12 protein-coding genes and 1 tRNA gene are annotated in these 18,207 nt (G+C 61.8%); 5 read left to right on the forward strand and 8 right to left on the reverse strand.

Translation table 11 applies throughout. From position 1 onward, the window contains the following. Positions 1 to 172: 172 nt before the first annotated feature. Positions 173 to 3,118 (reverse strand): M16 family metallopeptidase, encoded by a 2,946-nt coding sequence (locus BUC36_RS18170; RefSeq protein WP_084536276.1) that lies wholly within the window; start codon positions 3,116 to 3,118, stop codon positions 173 to 175. Positions 3,119 to 3,280: 162 nt separating this feature from the next. Next, positions 3,281 to 3,973 carry a monofunctional biosynthetic peptidoglycan transglycosylase gene (gene mtgA / locus BUC36_RS18175; RefSeq protein ID WP_200797325.1) on the reverse strand — a complete coding sequence of 231 codons (693 nt, stop codon included), beginning with the start codon at positions 3,971 to 3,973 and terminating at the stop codon, positions 3,281 to 3,283. 196 nt (positions 3,974 to 4,169) lie between these two features. Between mtgA and BUC36_RS18180 the strand changes: the two genes are divergently transcribed. Further along, positions 4,170 to 5,870, forward strand: a complete 1,701-nt coding sequence (locus BUC36_RS18180) for an alkaline phosphatase D family protein (RefSeq protein ID WP_073277864.1) — start codon at positions 4,170 to 4,172, stop codon at positions 5,868 to 5,870. 50 nt (positions 5,871 to 5,920) lie between these two features. Here BUC36_RS18180 and BUC36_RS18920 read toward each other — a convergent pair whose 3' ends face one another. The 4 genes from BUC36_RS18920 to BUC36_RS18200 form a co-directional block, all read right to left on the reverse strand. Then, positions 5,921 to 6,754, reverse strand: coding sequence for a hypothetical protein (locus tag BUC36_RS18920; protein ID WP_143187047.1), 834 nt, complete (start codon positions 6,752 to 6,754; stop codon positions 5,921 to 5,923). 599 nt (positions 6,755 to 7,353) lie between these two features. Then, complete coding sequence (locus tag BUC36_RS18190) at positions 7,354 to 8,859, reverse strand: C13 family peptidase (protein ID WP_234995063.1); 1,506 nt, start codon at positions 8,857 to 8,859, stop codon at positions 7,354 to 7,356. 232 nt (positions 8,860 to 9,091) lie between these two features. Further along, complete coding sequence (locus BUC36_RS18195; protein WP_084536278.1) at positions 9,092 to 9,790, reverse strand: CAP domain-containing protein; 699 nt, start codon at positions 9,788 to 9,790, stop codon at positions 9,092 to 9,094. Positions 9,791 to 9,859: 69 nt separating this feature from the next. Beyond that, a complete protein-coding gene (locus BUC36_RS18200; protein ID WP_073277873.1) occupies positions 9,860 to 10,693 on the reverse strand; it encodes a helix-turn-helix domain-containing protein in 834 nt (277 codons plus the stop codon). A gap of 154 nt (positions 10,694 to 10,847) precedes the next feature. Here BUC36_RS18200 and BUC36_RS18205 point away from each other — a divergent pair, with 154 nt between their 5' ends. The 3 genes from BUC36_RS18205 (at position 10,848) to BUC36_RS18215 (ending at position 14,151) form a co-directional block, all read left to right on the forward strand. Continuing rightward, a complete protein-coding gene (locus tag BUC36_RS18205; protein ID WP_073277875.1) occupies positions 10,848 to 12,650 on the forward strand; it encodes an acyl-CoA dehydrogenase in 1,803 nt (600 codons plus the stop codon). 69 nt (positions 12,651 to 12,719) lie between these two features. After that, positions 12,720 to 13,178: a MaoC family dehydratase gene (locus BUC36_RS18210; protein ID WP_073277877.1), complete on the forward strand. Its 459-nt coding sequence runs from the start codon at positions 12,720 to 12,722 to the stop codon at positions 13,176 to 13,178. A gap of 58 nt (positions 13,179 to 13,236) precedes the next feature. After that, complete coding sequence (locus BUC36_RS18215; RefSeq protein WP_073277879.1) at positions 13,237 to 14,151, forward strand: SDR family NAD(P)-dependent oxidoreductase; 915 nt, start codon at positions 13,237 to 13,239, stop codon at positions 14,149 to 14,151. A gap of 793 nt (positions 14,152 to 14,944) precedes the next feature. Here BUC36_RS18215 and BUC36_RS18220 read toward each other — a convergent pair. Then, a tRNA-Arg gene (locus BUC36_RS18220) sits at positions 14,945 to 15,021 on the reverse strand. A 400-nt stretch (positions 15,022 to 15,421) separates the two neighbouring features. On the opposite strand from BUC36_RS18220, the gene BUC36_RS18225 reads away from it, so the two are divergent. Then, entirely contained in the window at positions 15,422 to 15,838 is a 417-nt protein-coding gene (locus tag BUC36_RS18225; protein ID WP_073277881.1) for a c-type cytochrome, read from the forward strand. Between the two features lie 238 nt (positions 15,839 to 16,076). Here BUC36_RS18225 and rep read toward each other — a convergent pair whose 3' ends face one another. Then, positions 16,077 to 18,110, reverse strand: a complete 2,034-nt coding sequence (gene rep, locus BUC36_RS18230; protein WP_073277883.1) for a DNA helicase Rep — start codon at positions 18,108 to 18,110, stop codon at positions 16,077 to 16,079. Positions 18,111 to 18,207: the final 97 nt, after the last annotated feature.

The raw sequence follows: 18,207 nt of genomic DNA on the forward strand, positions 1-18,207 counted from the left end.
TTTTTCGCCTGCAAGCAGGCTCCTACAGAATGCACATGAATTGATGTCAGAGACTGGCAGCGGTGTTGATGGGCACGCTGCGCTTTGCCCATCCTACGTATTGCGAAATTGACCGGTGACGCCTTGGTAGGAGCCTGCAAGCAGGCTCCTACGGAAAGTGCCTTGATTGACGTCAGAGGCTGGCGGATTCCGGGGCTTTTTTCGCTTTCCCGGCTTCCTTCACGTTGCCGTCCTCATCCAGCTCGACTACGGGCATGCCCAGTGCCTCCACCTCCTCGCGGATGCTGGCGGCATCGCCCACGACCACGATGGCCAGCTTCTGCGGCTTCAGCACGTCGGTGATCACCTTGTTGAGGGTCTTGCGGTCCGTCTCCTTCAGGATGGCGTTCTGCTGCGAGCGGTAGTCCAGCGGCAGGTCGTAGCGCAGGATATTGTTGAGCAGGCCGAGCTTGGCGTCCGGCGTCTCGTAGCTGCGCGCTTCCTGCTGGCCAATGGCGGAGCGCATGTAGTTGAACTCCGCTTCGGTCATGCCCTTGCCGTCAAAGGTTTCCAGTTCGGTGAGCACCTCGTGCAGTGCGTCGGCCGTCGCGTCCTTTTTCACTTCGGAACTGAACATGTACATGCCTTCCTGCGGCTCGCCGAGCAGGTAGGTGCGGGCACCGTAGGTGTAACCCTTGTCTTCGCGCAGGTTCAGGTTGATGCGGCTGTTGAAGTTGCCACCCAGCGGGAAGTTGCCCAGGTAGGCGAGGTAATAGTCACCCAGCGCATCGTAGGCCAGGGCGTGCTGGCTCACCCGCAGGCTCGACTGGGCCGCGCCCTCCTTGTTGACGAGGTACACGGTGCGGCCGTCGATGTCCGGCTTCTGCAGCGCGATGGCCGGGCGAACCGCCTGGGCCACTTTCAGCTGCGCCAGGTCGTCCAGAGCCTCGAGGATGGTGTCGTGGGGCAGGCTGGTGCTGACGGTCACGCCGCTCAGGTGGGCGGGGAAGTGGGCCCGGTAGTAACCCTCAACGTCGTCCAGGGTGATATTGGCCACGGTGCCCGGCAGGCCGTCGATCGGGAAGCTCAGCGGGTGTTCCGGCCCGCGCATCACGGCGCCGACGGCGCGGGTGGCGAGGCCCTGCGGAGTCTTGCGCGCCTGCTGCAGGCCCTCGATGGTCTGCTGCTTGATGCGCGCGAAGTCTTCCTCGCTGAAGTCGGGCGTGAGGATGCGTTCCAGCAGCAGCGGCATGGCCTCGTCCAGGTGCTTGGCCAGCACGTTCAGCGTGACGGTGGTCTCGTACTGATCCGGGGCAATGCTGATGGAGGCGCCCAGGCGGTTCAGCGCTTCGGCGAATTCGGCCGCGCTGCGCTCGCTGGTGGCCTCGCTCATCAGGGACGCCATCAGCGCGGTGAGGCCGGACTTGCCGCGCGGCTCGTCGCGCTGCCCGACGCCGAACACCGCCCGCACCGTCACGGTGGGGGTTTCATCGTTCTGCACGGCCAGCAGGCGCACGCCGTTTTCCAGTTTGCCGTCCCGGATCTTGGGCAGCTCCACCTGGGGATTGGCGCCCGGGGTGGGCTGCACGCTGCGGTCGAAGTTGTCTTTCACCGGGCGCAGGGCCAGCGCCTGTCCGTCGTCGCCGTAGCTGTCGGGAATGGTGCGTTGCCACTGGTAGTTCTGCTTCGCCGCCGCCAGTTCCGGCTTGCCGTTGGGTACCACGCTCAGCAGTATGGCCGGCTTGTCGGCGATGTACTGGTCGAACACCCGCGTGATATCGCCGGTGCCGACGGACAGGTAGGCGCGGATTTCTTCGTCGATGCCCTTGGGGCTGCCGGTGAAGGTTTCGAAGGCCGCCAGCGTGGATACCTTGCCGGCCACGGATTGCAGGCCGAACACGCGGTGGGATTCATAGCCGGCCTTGAACTTGAGCAGGTCGTCTTCGGTGGCGCCGCGCTCCGCGAACTCGGTGAGGGTGTCGCGCACCGCCTGTTCCATCTCCGCCAGCGACTCTCCCGATGCCGGGTTCTGGATCACGATAAACCACATCTCGCAGGCCAGCTCCTTACAGGAGTGGCTCACGCTCGCCTGAACCGCGCGGCCGGTCTGTACCAGGCGCTGGTAGAGCATCGAATCCTGGCCCTGGCCGAGGATTTCCGCCGCCGCATCCAGCGCCGGCTCGTCCGGGTGGTTGCGGTAGACGGTGGGGATCATCATCGCCAGCGCCGGCAGGTGGATGTTGTCCTCGAGGGTGACATGGCGATCCGCCTCGAGTGTGGCGGGCTGCTTGGGCAGGTCCTCGACCGCCGGGCCGGCGGGGATGGGGCCGAAATACTTGGCGACCCATGCGAGCGTCTGCGCCGGGTCAATATCACCACCGATGGTCAGCACCGCGTTATTCGGGCCGTACCAGCGCAGGAAGAAGCGCTTCAGATCGGTAAGGTCGGCGCGGTCGAGATCCTCGAGCCAGCCGATCACCGGCCAGGAATAGGGGTGGCCATCCGCGTAGGTGGCGGCGTACATGGTCTCGAGGGCGCGGCCGTAGGGGCGGTTGTCCACTCGCTGGCCGCGCTCGTTCTTCACCGTCTCGCGCTGGACCTCGAATTTGTCCTCGGTGACCGCGTCCAGGAATACGCCCATGCGGTCGGATTCCAGCCACAGCACGGTTTCGAGCTGGTTGGCCGGTACCGTCTCGTAGTAATTGGTGCGGTCGGTGTTGGTGGTTCCGTTCAGGGTGCCGCCGGCTTCCTGGATGATGGCGAAATGCTGCTCATCGGCCACGTTCACCGAGCCCTGGAACATCATGTGTTCGAAGAAATGGGCAAAGCCGGAGCGGCCCGGGTCTTCCCGGTTGGAGCCGACGTGATAGGTGACGTCTACGTGCACCAGCGGGTCGGAGTGATCCTCGTGCAGGACCACGGTCAGGCCGTTGGCGAGCTTGTACTTGCTGTAGGGGATGGCGATTTCCGCCCCATTCCCGTCAAATGTCTCGACGAGGGTGACGCCTGCCGGCAATGTGCTGGCGGCTTTGGCCGCCTTGTCCTGCGCAGATGCCTGCGATGCCGAGTCCTCGGCTCCCTTGCCGCAGGCCGCCAGCAGTGCGGCGGTGAAAATCAGTGCGATTTTGGTGTGATGCATGGTGAGTCAATATTCCCTTATTTTTGCCATCGCCCCGATGCTATCACAGCGGTGGTTGGGGAGCGGGGCAATTGGCCGTGGGAAGTGAAGGGCTGGCAGCTATTGCAACGCCATGCCCGACAGTAGTCTGCGCGAGGCACCGGCCGGGTCAATGGACTCTGTTCACAGCGCCTTGAGGTAGCTGGTTCCGCCGAGCTGGCGCACCTGCCGGTTAATGGTGGCCGCGCGACTGCGGACATAGCCGGAGGGATCTCTGGCGGACATGCGCCTGGGATTCGGCAGCACCGCAGCCATCCGCCCGGCCTGCCAGCGGTTGAGATACAGGGCGGAGGTGCCGAAATATTTCTTCGCCGCCGCCTGGGCACCGTAAACCCCGTCACCGAATTCGGCGATATTCAGGTACACCTCCAGAATCCGCTCCTTGGGCCAGAACACCTCCATCAGCAGGGTAAACCAGGCCTCGAGCCCCTTGCGCAGGTAGCTGCGGCCGTGCCACAGGAACAGGTTCTTGGCCGTCTGCTGGGTGATGGTGCTGGCGCCGCGCACGCGGCGGCGGTCTTCATTGAGGGCCTTCTGCAGCGAGGCGAAATCGAAGCCGAAGTGCTGGGAGAATTTCTGGTCTTCGGCGGCGATCACGGCCATCTGCAGGTTGGGGGAGATCTTTTCCAGCGGGCGCCATCGGTGCTGCGCCTCCCGGCCGCTCTGCAGCTCCCAGGCGAGGATCACCGCGGAGGAGGGCGGATCTATCCAGCGCAGGGCCAGCACCAGCAGCGCGGTGCTGATGCAGAAGGTGGCGCCGAGCCAGCATGTGACTTTGGCGGCGCGTTTCAGGGGGCGGGACAACATAAACTTCATGGTGGCTAATCGCGGAATCTTCACTGAGACGCCGCGCGGCGCCGGAGGTTCCAATGCGGAAAGGCTGGCGCAGGCCACACCGGGGCGGGAAGTGGGGCATTTTGCTCGGTTTCGCCGTTGTTTAGTAGAGTTGTCACACAGAGCCCCTAGGCTCTGGGTCACCTTCAATAAGCAGAACAACACAGGCGTGACAACCGTGAACCGATTTACCCGGCGCAAGTTCATCCAGGCCGCGCTCGCCGCCACCGGCGGCGTGCTGGTTTCCACTCCGCTGCAGGCCATGTCCCGGCCCGAGCTGCCGTCAGACGTGAGCTTTCACCACGGCGTTGCCAGCGGCGACCCGCTGCAGGACGCGGTGATCCTGTGGACCCGCGCCACGCCGGGCGCGTCATTGCAGCGCGGCAAGCCGCTCAAGGTCACCTGGGAGCTGGCCCGGGACGCCAAGTTTACCGATGTGCTGCGCCGCGGCAGCGCCGAGACCTCTGCCGGCCGCGATTACACCATCAAGATCGATGTGCAGGGGCTGCAGCCGGACACCGCCTATTACTACCGCTTCGTCGGCGCCAGCGCGCAGAGCCCGGTAGGCCGCACCAAGACGCTGCCCGCGGTTGGCGTGGAACGGGTGAAGCTGGCGGTGTTCTCCTGCTCCAATTACCCGGCCGGCTATTTCAACGCCTACGCGCTGGCAGCACGGCGCGGCGACTGGGATGCGGTACTGCACCTGGGCGACTACATCTACGAATACCCGGCCGGCGGCTACGCCACCGAGCGCGCGGCGGAGATCGGTCGCGCGCTGCCGGAGGACAACGCCGGCGAGATACTGTCGCTGGCGGACTACCGCAAGCGCTACGCCCTCTACCGCACCGATACCGGCCTGCAGGCATTGCACGCGGCGGCGCCGTTTATCGCCGTGTGGGACGACCACGAGATCACCAACGACACCTGGAAAGACGGGGCGGAAAACCACAGCCCGGAGGAGGGCGACTTCTACGCGCGCCGCGCGGCGGCGATCCAGGCCTATTACGAGTGGCTGCCGATCCGCCCGCCCATGGGCGAAACCAAACCGCAGATCTACCGCAGCTTCCAGTTCGGCGACCTGCTCGACCTGCATATGCTCGACACCCGCGTGATCGGCCGCGACGAACAGCTGCATTTTTCCAACTACCTGGGCGAAGACGGCAGCTTCGACGGCCGCGCCTTCGGCGCCGCGCTGGCGAACCCGGACCGCACCCTGCTCGGCCCGACCCAGCGCAACTGGCTGGCGGAATCATTGCAAAATTCCAGCGGCCACTGGCAGCTGCTGGGCCAGCAGGTACTGATGGGCAAGATGCACCTGCCGGCGGAAATCATCATGGGTTACTACCGCCGCGATGAGAGGCCGGATCCCACGCCGGAGCTGGTGCAGCTGAAAATGGCCAGCCTCAAGGGTGAAACCCTCAGCGAAGGTCAGCGTGCGCGGCTGGAACGGACCGTGCCATACAACCTCGATGCCTGGGACGGCTACGCGGTGGAGCGCGAGGCGCTGTACCGCCATGTGGCCGAGCTGGGCAAGAATCTGGTGGTCGTGGCCGGCGATACCCACAACGCCTGGTGCAATCAGCTGAAAGACGACGGCGGCCGTTTGATCGGGCTGGAGTTCGCTGCGCCCAGCGTCACCTCACCGGGTATGGAAAGCTATCTGAACCTGGACGAGCAGTCCGCACAGCAGCTGGCGCAGGGCATGTCCGCGCTGGTCGACGACCTGCAGTACTGCAACCTGCACCAGCGCGGCTATATGGCGCTGACATTCAGCCGCGAAGAGGTGAAGGCGGAGTGGCAGTTTATCGATAACATCGACAGTGCCGAGTTCAGTGAGGCGGGCAGCCATAGTGTGGTGCACCGCCTGGGAAGTATCTGAGGCACACCTCGGGCAGCCTGAATCAAAACATACGGGCTGCAAATCGGGCTCTATTTCCTGGGGTGGTTGGCTCCGTGTTTTCCCTGGCCGGCATTGTCCGATTCTACCGCCAGCTTCGTCCAATAAATTAAACGCTGGTCTTGTTCTGTGGAGGGGTCGAAGAAGCCGCAGTCAACGGCAAGTTTATACATGTATGCATAGGCACCGACCATCTCCAGTCTTAAGGTGTTTTTTGTCGGACCTTGAGGCGATTTCGTGTGTGATCTCTTCCATTCCAGCATCTGGTCCATTTCTGTTTGAAATGCCTGCTGCGGGTACCTTTCCCCGTATTGCATACGACTCAGAGAGGTTATAGGGCTGGGAGTATGGACTCTTGTACCATATGTATAACTGCCTTTCCGGTGGTGTTCTCCTGATACCGCGATGGCTAATCCTTCGTTTTTCACCTGGTTTTTGCTCACTGCATTGCCCGGCCAGTTTCCATTATTGAATCGCAACTGATTGCTGCTGTTTGCAGTCATGTGATCGCGATTTGTATGCTTTCCAGCCCCCCAAGGCCCAGCCTTACCTGTCAGTGACCCGTATGGTCCGACGTCCCATTTTTCTAATGCAGGAGAAGACGTGCGGGGTAATCTGGTTCTATCCAGGCCGCCGATCATTTTGTTGGGAGTGTGGGAGCCGTGGCGTCTGCCAGCGTTTTTAAAGCGAATAAACTGCTGCTCAGTCATCTGTGCATGGCTTATTGGATTTGGTAAGCATTTGGCTACACTGGCCGACCTGCTATTGCCAGTGGTTGCATATATGTTTATCTGCTTAATGAGGTCTCCGGGATTGGAGTCGGCGTAAAATATTTTGCCGCCCACAATAGATAGGTATACGGCCATTGATGTCTCCATTTTGTTATTTCGGGCTAACTCTTGGATTCCATTAGGTTAGCGATATGAAAGAGATTTTCTTGTGATGGACGGTAAGGGAAGGGTGTGTGAAACGCGGGCAATTGTAGTCCTATAATCTGCCAGGAAAGTATTAATTAACGCCAATAGTGGTGGCTTTTTTATGTTGGGGCGCGTAATTAGGAGCCTCTACTTAGCCGGTCCCCGTCAATTCGGTTAGAGCGACTCCAGGCTGTCGCCAGCAGTCTCTTAATCGTAGCAATTCCTGTGCATGATAATTTATCGGATAATTTTCTTTTGTTTCTTGGTTTCTTCTTTCTCGGTATTAGCCCGTTTCTGATGATTTCTTGCAGGTAATTTGACTTGGTGGAAGGTGATCCCGCGTTGCAATTTATCTTCGTTGGGCCGCTCTTTTTTAAGTAAACAGGCGCGTGTGGAAAGCCGATGCGTCATTAGAAATTAGGTGTCTAGTCGAATCTCAATGATAGTAACGGCACGCTTTTACTTCACTTTAAATTGGGGATCACTATTGTCGCGGCGGGCACGCTGCGAATGCTCTGCGCTCTTAAAATTTGTATCAGGCTAGTATGTCATCGTGAGAACGCCTGTGCCCACCACCGCAAAAATTCCTGCCCCACGGCATACTGCGGCAGCGAGTGCGATTGCTCTTCAATCCCCTGTTCTTTTTCCATTGCGGTAACGCGCTGATTGGCGGCGGTGAACCAGGCGGCGGGATCACTAAGGCCTTTGCCGAGGGCATCGCCATACAGCGCGGCGCTGAACCAGGTGCGTTCGGAGTCATCACTGCAGCCGAAGGACGTGCGGTCCGGCGCGGCGGAGGTGAACACGACGCGGTTGGGCGCGGCCAGCGCCTCTTTCCACTGACCGGAATAACAGGCGGACACGATGAGCCACTGGTGTTGCGCGCGCAGGCCGTCCAGCCACTGCTTACCGTCCTTTACCGAAATGTCATTCAGCGGCAGCTTGTTTTCCTTGAGTAGCAGGTCTCCGTCCTTGTCGCCGTGGCTGACGAAGTGCACCAACAGCAGGTCTTCCTGCGGATCCATCAGTGCATCCAACGCTGTCAGGCTTTCGCGCACGCTGGTGCGCGTTGCCAGCGGCAGTTTGTCACCGCTGCCGTTGCTGAGGCGGATCTGCCGCTGCGCGATATCGAAGACAGAGCCGAGCCTTGTCGATACCCAATCCACCTCTTTGGCAAACACCGGGGAGGTACCGTCACCGCCGACCACCAGCAGGTATACATCGCGCACGCCCGGCCGCTGTGGTGCCAGTGTGGCGAGAGTCGACTGCAGGCGCTCTGCTTCACTGTACAGGCGCGCTTCCACCGCCGCCTTTTGTTGTTTCTCGTTGCCGCGCCAGGCCTGTTTGCTCGGGTAATAGCGGCCGGCGACAAAAAAGCCCGCCTCTTCTATCGCCTTGCCATTGTCGTCCTTGTGGATCAGAACGCCTTCGCCATTGGCTTCGCCGTATTCAAAGTTGGCGCGGATAATGGTGCCGTCCGGCTGGGTGAGTTCGCCCGCGCCGGCATAGACGGAATATTCGAAACCGCCGCGGTAGCGATAGCCCTGCCCGTCGCGGTAGCTGCCTTGCACGATATAGCCGTCGGCGAAGGTACCTTCGTAGTGGGCGCCTTCCGTCGTTACCTGGTGGCCCTGGCCGTGGGGCATCAGATCGAGGAATTCACCCTCATAGGATCCCGCTTCTGTCCACGCAACCGAGCCTTTGAGCAAATCGCCCCGCTGAAACTCTCCCTCCCAGACGCCCTCGGCACACGCATAGCGGCCGTGGCCGCTCAGTTGGCCGTCGAGAAATTCCCCTTCATAGACACAGCCATCACCGTAATCAAAGCGCCCGCGCCCGGCCATGCGCCCTCGCGCGAATTCGCCCTGATAGTGGCGCCCATCCGGCCATCTCAAGCTGCCCTGGCCGTGAAACAGCCCATTTTTGAAGCTGCCGCTGTAGACCGAGCCGTCCGGCAGGGTGGTGTTCTCGGCAGACTGGACCGGCTCGCAGCCGGTGAGTATCCACAGCAGGGCGGGTAGTATTAGCGGGCGGGATACAGCGGCGGGTTTCATGCGCAACACCATCATTCTGATTATTACCGTCAGCCTAGCAAAACGCCGTCTATTGCGCTCGAGGAGATTGGGGCAGCAGAAAACAAGATTCTGGGCAAAGCAAAGATCGTCTCGAATGCGGCCCATCTTTGAACAAAGGACGCCGTACAACATCGCAAACTAAAATATCGTGCTAACAATTGGTCGACACGCACCCGGCAATAAAATTGAACGCAGAGAGAGGGGAGCCGCCCTAATTCGCCCGATACGGTAAATGCTGATAGATATTGCCGGCCGGGGCGTAGTTACAGGTCACTATGGTCCTGAAGTTTCCCTTCGGACAGTAATAAACCCCGCAACCGACCGCCCGCGGCAGCTTCCTGCCTTCCGCATCGACTGCGTCCATGCTGTCCCAGATCAGCTGGCTGTAGTGACCGGTTTTCAGGTCATTGAACGGCCCGTAGCGATATTGCTGCGCTTCCCCGGCCCAGCCTGCCACCGCCTGCGCAAGTGCATCTTGTTCCGACAGGTGCGCGGAGGAATAAAAAATATTTTCACCGACCGATGCGTAAGCCGGATTGCCGCCGTTAGCGACGAAGTGCTCCCGGCGTTTGCTGTTGTGGCCCGGCCGGGCGTTGCATTGCGATGCGGACCAGTTATACGCGGTGCGAGCCAGTGCTTTGTCGTACGTCAGCATCGCTACCGGCGGGTTCGGTTTCGGGCTGTTGGGGAAGCGGCCGGCGTTGAGGTCTTTTCTTACCTGGTTGTGTAGCTCCAGGGCTTTGCATTTATTGGGTTTGGTGCAGTCTGGTTCGGCTGCTTGGGTCGCAACGCCGGTAGTGAGAGCGATTGATAGAAGTAAAGTGATAAAGGCTTGGGTCACGTTTTTTTCACTCTGGGTTTGAACGTCCGCATCAGTAGTAGCGAGAAACCGCCCGGTCGACAAAAGCATGCAGTGCGGGCGCCAGCCTGTCGGTTCGCGCCTGTTGCAAGGCCCGGGCGCGGCGGGGATAGCGGTAGTTCAGTAGTAGAGGAGCGGGTGGGACAGGTCGCCGTCGAGCGCTTCGGACAGATCGAGCTCATCGCTCTCGGGATAGAGCGTATTGATCACCAGGCGCGGCTCCGACGCAAAGGAGGCGGGGCCCATGGCGCCCACCGTCAGGTTGACACTGAAAAAGCGCATCAGCCTGCCCCGGTATTCCTGTTCCACCCGAAAGCTGGCCATCGGCTCGAGCCTTGAGGCGATCTGGGCCCAGTCTTTCGGTACGCTCGGATGCGCGGCCAGCTCGCGTACCATTTCGTGGTAAATCGGGTCGTTGGTCAGCAGCGCCTCCTGCTGGGTATACATCAGGATCATCGCCAGCGTGTGCTGCCACGACTTCAGCGCGACGCCTTCGGGTGGGCGGCGAAAGACAAATTGGTAATGGTTTTCCACTTTCGCCAGCTCTTCAGCGCTGACCGACTCGCGGTAAAAGGCGACCCAGCTGCGATTCACCATCAGCAGGCGGCAGTAGCGGTCTGTCAGCACCGCCGGGTAGGGATCCATCGCGCGCAGCGATAGCAGGGTGGCCTTGCGCAGCCAGTTGAATTCCGGTGCCTGGAAGTCGACTTCGCGGCTCTCGGCCAGGTAACCGGCAGCGAGGCGCAGGTAGCTGCTGTCGCGCTCTCCCAGATTCAGTGCACGGCTGATAGCGTCCACCAGCGCCTCGCTGGGGCGGGCCTTGCCGTTTTCAAGAAAGCTGATATGGCGGGTGGAGGACTCCAGGCTGAGTGCCAGCGTTTCCTGGCTGAGGCCGCGCACCCGCCGCCAGAAGCGCAACAGGTGGCCGAACGCATTGTAGGCTGTCTCACTCATTTCCCTGCCTCAAACGGCTGGCCGGATTTGCCGTGCCGGTGCCTGCTGAACTTGACCTCGGAGGTCATGGCCGAGTCTAGCAACTCCCAACACAATACCCAACCGGCCCCCAAGCGGCCCACTCCATCCGTTAGTAACAGGAACAAGGTGACCCATGGCAGCACAAGCGCTCAGCGAACGCGACCTGGCATTCATGCTCTACGAGCTGTTCGATGCAGAATCCCTCACCAAGCGCCCGCGCTACGCCGATCACAGCCGCGAAACCTTCGACGCGGCCATCGAAACCGGCAAGACGGTAGCAGTGAAACATTTCCTGCCCATTCGGCAGCAAGTGGACACCAACGAACCCACTTTTGACGGCGAGCGCGTGCACCTGCTGCCGGAAATCAAGCCGGCAGTGGACGCGGTCATCGAGGCCGGCCTCGCCGCGCCGGAAACCGATTTTGAAGACGGCGGCATGCAGCTGCCGCTGATCGTCACCAATGCCGTGCAGGCTCATCTGTGGGCGGCGGCCAGCACCACGTTTGGCTACATCTCCCTGACCAACGCCAACGCCAACCTGATCGAGGCGCACGGCTCACCGGAGCAGGTGGAAAAGTGGGTCAAGCCCATGCGCGAGGGCCGCTTCATGGGCACCATGGCGATGACCGAACCCGGTGCGGGCTCCGGGCTCGCCGACCTCACCACCACCGCCACCCGCGAGGAAGACGGCAGCTACCGCATCACCGGTAACAAGATCTTCATCTCCGGCGGTGACCACGAGCTCAGTGACAACATCGTGCACCTGGTGCTCGCCCGCGTGAAAGGCGCACCCAAGGGCGTGAAGGGGATCTCGCTGTTTATCGTGCCCAAGTTCCTGGTCAACGAAGACGGCAGTAACGGCGAGCGCAACGATGTGGCCCTGGCCGGGCTGTTCCACAAGATGGGCGGGCGCGGACACACCTCAACCGCACTCAGCTTCGGCGAGAAAGGCGGTGCCGTGGGCTATCTGGTGGGCGAGGAAAACCGCGGGCTGATGTACATGTTCCACATGATGAACGAGGCGCGCATCATGGTCGGCACCGGTGCGGCGCTGACCGCCCTGACCGGTTACCAGTACTCCCTCGACTACGCCCGCGAGCGCCCCCAGGGCCGCCTGCTCGCCAACAAGGACCCGGAATCCGCGCCGATCAATATCGTCGAACATCCGGATGTGCGTCGCATGTTGCTGACCCAGAAAGCCTACGCCGAGGGCGCCTACGCGCTGTGCCTGTACGGCAGTCAGCTGGCCGATGACGAGAAGACCGCCGAGACCGAAGCGGAGCGGGCCCACGCGCACACGCTGCTCGATTTCCTCACCCCGATCATCAAGAGCTGGCCGTCGGAATACGGCCCGCAGGCGAACAGCCTCGCTATCCAGGTCATGGGCGGGCACGGCTATATCAACGAGCACCCGGTGGAAATGTTCTACCGCGACAACCGCCTGAACCCGATTCACGAGGGCACCACCGGCATCCAGTCCCTGGACCTGCTCGGGCGCAAGGTGCCGATGAACAAGTTTGCCGGCTACCGCGCCGTGCTCGCGGAAATGCAGCAGACCATCGAACAGGCGCGCGACAGCGAACTGAGTCTGTTCGCCGGCGACCTGCAGGCCGCGCTGGAGGAGCTTCAGCAGACCACCAGTGCCGTCCTCGGAGCCACCGCAGAGAAAAATCCCGACCTGGTGTTCTCGAACTCGGTCAGCTACCTGGAAATGTTCGGCCATGTCGTCATCGCCTGGATCTGGCTGCGCCAGGGCCTCGCCGCCGATGCCGGGCTGCAGCGCAACCCGCATGCGGAAGACGAGCACTTCTATCGCGGCAAGCTGCAGGCGATGCAGTACTTCTTCCGCTCGGAGCTGCCGAAAATCTACCACTGGTCAAAACTGGTCAAGGAAATCGACAGCACCAGCTTCGACATGCGGCCCGAGTGGTTCTGAACCGGCGCCGCGATGACAGGGCGCATTGCGCCCATTGCATAACAGAATATGACAACGACAGGAGAGACCATGAAGACGGTCAGTAAGCAAGAACTGCTGGAAAGCGTTGGCAAAACCCTGCAAACCACTGACTGGTACAGCGTCAACCAGGAACAGATCGACCTGTTCGCCGAGGTTACCCACGATTACCAGTTCATTCACGTCGATCCGAAGCGCGCGGCGCAGACACCGTTCGGCTCCACCATTGCCCACGGCTTCCTCACGCTGTCGCTGCTGTCGCATTTCGCCGAGACCTTCATTCTGCTGGTGGAAGATCTGCAGATGGCGGTCAATTACGGTTTTGACAAGGTGCGCTTTATCGCCCCGGTAAAGGTCGACAGCCGTATCCGCGCACACGCGCGGCTGCTGGATGTCACCGAAAAAAATCCCGGCCAGTTTATGCTGAAGACTGAAGTCACCGTCGAGATCGAGGGCGAAGAAAAGCCCGCGCTGCTGGCCGAGTGGCTCACCATGCAGGTGGCCGGCTGATTCCGACGAGCCGCCCCGTGCGGCTAATCCGCAACGAAAAAACGATGGAGAGAAGACTATGAGTGTACGCTTTGACGGCCAGGTGGCCATCGTAACCGGCGCCGGCAACGGGCTCGGAAAATCTCACGCGCTGGCACTGGCCGCGCGCGGTGCAAAAGTCGTGGTCAACGACCTCGGTGGCGCGCGCGACGGCAGCGGCGCCTCCTCTGAGGCCGCACAGGAAGTAGTGCGCGAAATCGAGGCCAATGGTGGCGAGGCGATTGCACACGGCGCCAACGTGGCCAAGTACGACGAAGTCCAGGACATGGTGCAGCAGGCCATGGACAAGTGGGGCCGCGTCGACATCCTGATCAATAACGCCGGCATCCTGCGCGACAAGACCTTCGCCAAGATGGAGCTGGCCGATTTCCAGCTGGTCATGGACGTGCATGTGATGGGCTCCGTGAACTGCACCAAGGCGGTGTGGGAAATCATGCGTGCGCAGAACTACGGCCGCATCGTCATGACCACCTCGTCGAGCGGCATGTACGGCAACTTCGGCCAGTCCAACTACGGCGCGGCGAAAATGGCGGTGCTCGGCTTTATGAACACCCTGGTGCTGGAAGGGGCCAAGTACGACATCCGCGTCAACGCGCTGTCACCAACCGCCGGCACCCGCATGACCGAAGACCTGATGCCGCCGGAAATCCTGGAGATGCTCACGCCGGAAGCGGTGACCGCAGGCGCACTGACCCTGTGTCACAAGGATGCGCCGAACCGCTTCATCCTCTGCGCCGGTGCCGGCGGCTATGCCAGCACCCGCCTGTTTGAAACGGCCGGCACCTTTATTCCGGCCGACGAGCAGAGCCCGGAGGCCGTGATCGAAAACTGGGACAAGATCTGCGACCAGGGTGCCCAGGCGGAACTCGCCTCCGGCGCCGGGCAGACCGAGAAGTTCCTCACCATGGCCATGGCCCACACAGAGACGGCCTGATTCAGGCCGCCGTTAACTTCGTAGCGCTTGATGCACACCCCGGGGCCTAGTGGGCGCCGGGGTGTCGAATGCGTGGTGGTGATCTTGTGCGTCGGCGCGCACTGAGGTTCTTATCGGGCCCTGCCGATAAATAGAAAAGATACCGCGAGTGGGCATCGGAATCCGGAGCTGGAGGATTAGCTTCGCCCTGCGGGCTCGCTGGTCTCCGGTGCTAAGCGCGTGTGGCTCGAACTGAGGTTGGAGTCTGGCTACTGGTGCGCGCCGTTTACAAGGAAGGCCACTCGTCGGGCTTTGATAGTGCAGTGGGTGGAGGATTAGCTTCGCCCTTCGGGCTCGCTGGTCTCCGGCGCTGCGCGCGTGGACTCGCAAAATGCGCTCGGGGCTACGCCCCGCCGTCGCAAGCTCCGGCGCCCAAATTTGCTGCGCAAATTAGTCGGCTCGAACGGAGGTTGGAGTCTGGTCGCTGGGGCACACCTTATACAGGAAAGGCCACTCGTTGGGCTTTGATAGTGCAGTGTGTGGAGGATTAGCTTCGCCCTTTGGGCTCGCTGGTCTCCGGCGCTGCGCGCCTGCGGCTCGAACGGAGGTTTTTATCGAGCGCTCGGGCGGGCCATCTACAAAGTAGCCGGTCCGTTGGGTTTTGATGGTGCAGTGTGTGGAGGATTAGCTTCGCCCTTTTGGGCTCGCTGGTCTCCGGCGCTGCGCGCCTCCGGCTCGAACGGAGGTTCGAATCTGGGCCCTGAGGCCCACCATATACAAATAAGGCCACCCAAAGGGTGGCCTTATTTGTATATGGCCCGCCCCAGAGGATTCGAACCTCTGACCTTTGCCTCCGGAGGGCAACGCTCTATCCAGCTGAGCTAGGGGCGGGAAACTCGGATTTTCATATTCGCACTGTGCCGGCCGCGGGGCGGGAAGCCTGCGGCTTCCGGCAACGCTCCCCTCGCTTTGCTCGGGTCCGGCCACCAATCAAAGATTGGCGGCGTTCGGCTGCGCGCAAGGCAGTGCCTTGCAATCGCTTGCCTCACCCAGCTGAGCTAGGGGCGGATGGCATCTGGGCTATTGCCAGTGCGGACGCGGATTATACAGAAGGGGTAGGGTGCGGGAAAGCGGGGATTCCCGGGATTCCTCCGTCTGGGGTCACAGCCCTTCGCAGCGGGCGGCACAATGCTTATAATGCGCGGCTGGTAGCAGTATGCGGCAGTGTGCCGGTAGTCTACGGGCCGCCCAGTTCGGCCTTTTGGGAAAAGTCGGCCTCTAGGGGGATAGGATGAAGAAGATTTTGAGTATTGTGGCGGCCCTGGCCGTTAGTGCGGCCGCTGCAATGGCGCAGTCGGTGGATCAGGAAATTGCCGAGCGTATCGCGCCGGCGGGCGAAACCTGCATGCAGGGCGACGAGTGTGCGGCAGCAGTGGCTGCGGCTCCGGCGGCCGCCGGTGGTGCGGCCCGCAGCGGTGAGGCGGTCTACAACGCCAGCTGCGCGACCTGTCACGGCACTGGTGCTGCGGGTGCGCCCAAGCTCGGCGATGCCGGCGCCTGGGGCCCGCGCGTCGACAAGGGTATGGACACGCTCTACACCCACGCCATCAACGGCTTCAACGCCATGCCGGCCAAGGGCCTGTGCATGGACTGCAGCGAAGATGAAGTCAAAGCCGCTGTGGATTACATGGTGGAAGGCAGCAAGTAAGCGACCGCTTACTCTGATTGTAGAAAGGCCGCTCTATGAGCGGCCTTTTTTGTGTCCGTTGGTGTGTCATTTATTGGAGGTCGTCACACCGGCGCAGGCCGGTGTCCAGTTGGGGGCTGGATGCCGGATCAAGTCCGGCATGACGAGGGCCCGGCCCTCGCCCTTCGGGCAGCCTCCGGCTGTGCTAATTGGCGTGCCCGGCCGCTCCATGTATTCGCGGCGCCTTCGGCCATGCCATTTAGTCGAACATACTCAGCAGCGAGCCCAGCGTCTCCTCGCCCTTGGCCTGGTTCTGCTCCGGCGTGGCCTTGCCGAAGCCCTCGAAGATGCAGTCCTCCTCGGGCAGCTCGTCGAGGAAGCGGCTGGGGGTGGTGTCCTGGGTCTCGCCGAACTGCTTGCGCTTGCCGGCCAGGGTCATCGTCAGGGTCTTCTGCGCGCGGGTGATGCCGACGTAGGTGAGGCGGCGCTCCTCCTCGATATTGTCGTCCTCGATGCTGTTGCGGTGCGGCAGCAGGTTTTCCTCCATGCCGATCATGAACACGTGGGGATACTCCAGGCCCTTGGAGGCGTGCAGGGTCATCAGGCTGACCTTGTCGGTGGCCTCTTCCTCTTCCTGGCGCTCGAGCATATCGCGTAGGATCAGCTTGGAGATCGCCTGTTCCAGGCGGATGTCCTGCTCCAGCTCGTCGTCGGTGCCTTCCATGATCTTGTTCAGGCTTTCCAGCAGCCAGTAGACGTTTTCCATGCGCTTCTCGGCCACCTTCTCGCTGCTGGCGTTCTGCGACAGCCAGCCGGCGTAGTCGATGTCGTCGAGCATCTCGCGCAGCGCGGCGTCCGGGCTGTTTTCGCGGCAGTTGCGCTGCACTCCCTCAAGCCACAGCGCGAAGCGGTTCAGGCGCTCGTAGCCCTGCTCGTTGATGTGTTCCTTGAAACCGAGTTCGGAGCAGCCGCTGTACATCGAGATCTCGCGGCCCTTGGCATAGTTGCCCAGCGCCTCCAGGGTGCTGGTGCCTATCTGCCGGCGCGGGGTGTTGATGATGCGCAGGAAGGCGTTGTCGTCGTCCGGGTTTACCAGCAGGCGCAGGTAGGCCATCACGTCCTTGATCTCCGCGCGGGCGAAAAAGCTGGTGCCGCCGGACATCTGGTAGGGGATCTGGTTTTCCTGCAGCTTCATTTCTATGAGCCGCGCCTGGTGGTTGCCGCGGTAGAGCACGGCGAAGTCCATGAACTTGGCACCGCGGCGCGCCTTCTGCAGGAAGATCTCGTTGGCGACCCGCTCGGCCTCTTCGTTCTCGTTCGCCACCTTGAGCACGCGGATCTCGTCGCCGAGGCCGCGGTCGGACCAGAGCGCCTTGTCGAACTCGTGCGGGTTGTGGGCGATCAGGTGGTTGGCCACCTTGAGGATGCGGCTGGTGGAGCGGTAGTTCTGTTCCAGCTTGATCAGGCGCAGGCTGGGGAAGTCGGTCTTCAGCGCGCTCATGTTTTCCGGGCGCGCGCCGCGCCAGGCGTAGATCGACTGGTCGTCGTCGCCCACCACGGTCAGGCCGCCGCGGCCGCCGACCAGCAGTTTCACCAGCAGGTACTGGGAGTTGTTGGTGTCCTGGTACTCGTCCACCAGCAGGTAGCGGATTTTCTTGCGCCAGCGCTGCAGCAGCTCCGGGTCGGTGTCGAACAGCTGCACCGGCAGCAGGATCAGGTCGTCGAAGTCCACCGCGTTGTAGGCCTTGAGGGCGTCGCAGTAGCGCCCGTAGGCCACGGCGATGGCCTGTTCGCCCGGGCTCTGCGCCGTCTCCAGCGCCTTGCGCGGGGTCAGCATGTCGTTCTTCCAGTTGGAGATCTGGTTCTGCACCCGGTCGAGCAGGTCGGTGTCCAGATCGCCGTCGCGCAGCATCAGCTCCTTGATTAGGCCGCGGGCGTCCTCGGCGTCGAAGATGGAGAAGCCCGGCTTGAAGCCGGCGGCGCGGTACTCCTTGCGCAGTATGTTCAGGCCCAGGTTGTGGAAGGTGGACACGGTCAGGCCGTGACTGGCCTTGGAGCGCTTGCCGTCCGCGCCCGCCAGCAGCTTGCCGACCCGCTCCTTCATCTCGCGGGCGGCCTTGTTGGTGAAGGTCAGGGCGGCGATATTGCGCGCCTGATAGCCGCACTCCTCGATCAGGTAGGCGATCTTGCGCGTGATCACACTGGTCTTGCCGGAACCGGCACCGGCCAGCACCAGGCACGGGCCGTCGACGTATTTCACCGCCTCCGCCTGGCGGGGGTTCAGCTTGGTCATTGAGGAGCTACATCTTGAGTTCGCATTGAGGCGGCGATTCTACCAGTGTTGGAGTGAATACTCGCTTGAGATGCGCTATCGGTCCGGCCTTTTCTAT

Source organism: Microbulbifer donghaiensis, assembly GCF_900129095.1.
Lineage (GTDB): Bacteria > Pseudomonadota > Gammaproteobacteria > Pseudomonadales > Cellvibrionaceae > Microbulbifer > Microbulbifer donghaiensis.

Excerpts from the sequence above, each read along its gene's own strand:
- rep (WP_073277883.1), bottom strand. The coding sequence starts at position 18,110 with ATGACCAAGCTGAACCCCCGCCAGGCGGAGGCGGTGAAATACGTCGAC.
- BUC36_RS18205 (WP_073277875.1), top strand. The coding sequence starts at position 10,848 with ATGGCAGCACAAGCGCTCAGCGAACGCGACCTGGCATTCATGCTCTAC.
- mtgA (WP_200797325.1), bottom strand. The coding sequence starts at position 3,973 with ATGAAGTTTATGTTGTCCCGCCCCCTGAAACGCGCCGCCAAAGTCACA.
- BUC36_RS18920 (WP_143187047.1), bottom strand. The coding sequence starts at position 6,754 with ATGGCCGTATACCTATCTATTGTGGGCGGCAAAATATTTTACGCCGAC.
- BUC36_RS18170 (WP_084536276.1), bottom strand. The coding sequence starts at position 3,118 with ATGCATCACACCAAAATCGCACTGATTTTCACCGCCGCACTGCTGGCG.
- BUC36_RS18195 (WP_084536278.1), bottom strand. The coding sequence starts at position 9,790 with ATGCTTTTGTCGACCGGGCGGTTTCTCGCTACTACTGATGCGGACGTT.
- BUC36_RS18225 (WP_073277881.1), top strand. The coding sequence starts at position 15,422 with ATGAAGAAGATTTTGAGTATTGTGGCGGCCCTGGCCGTTAGTGCGGCC.
- BUC36_RS18215 (WP_073277879.1), top strand. The coding sequence starts at position 13,237 with ATGAGTGTACGCTTTGACGGCCAGGTGGCCATCGTAACCGGCGCCGGC.
- BUC36_RS18210 (WP_073277877.1), top strand. The coding sequence starts at position 12,720 with ATGAAGACGGTCAGTAAGCAAGAACTGCTGGAAAGCGTTGGCAAAACC.
- BUC36_RS18200 (WP_073277873.1), bottom strand. The coding sequence starts at position 10,693 with ATGAGTGAGACAGCCTACAATGCGTTCGGCCACCTGTTGCGCTTCTGG.
- BUC36_RS18190 (WP_234995063.1), bottom strand. The coding sequence starts at position 8,859 with ATGAAACCCGCCGCTGTATCCCGCCCGCTAATACTACCCGCCCTGCTG.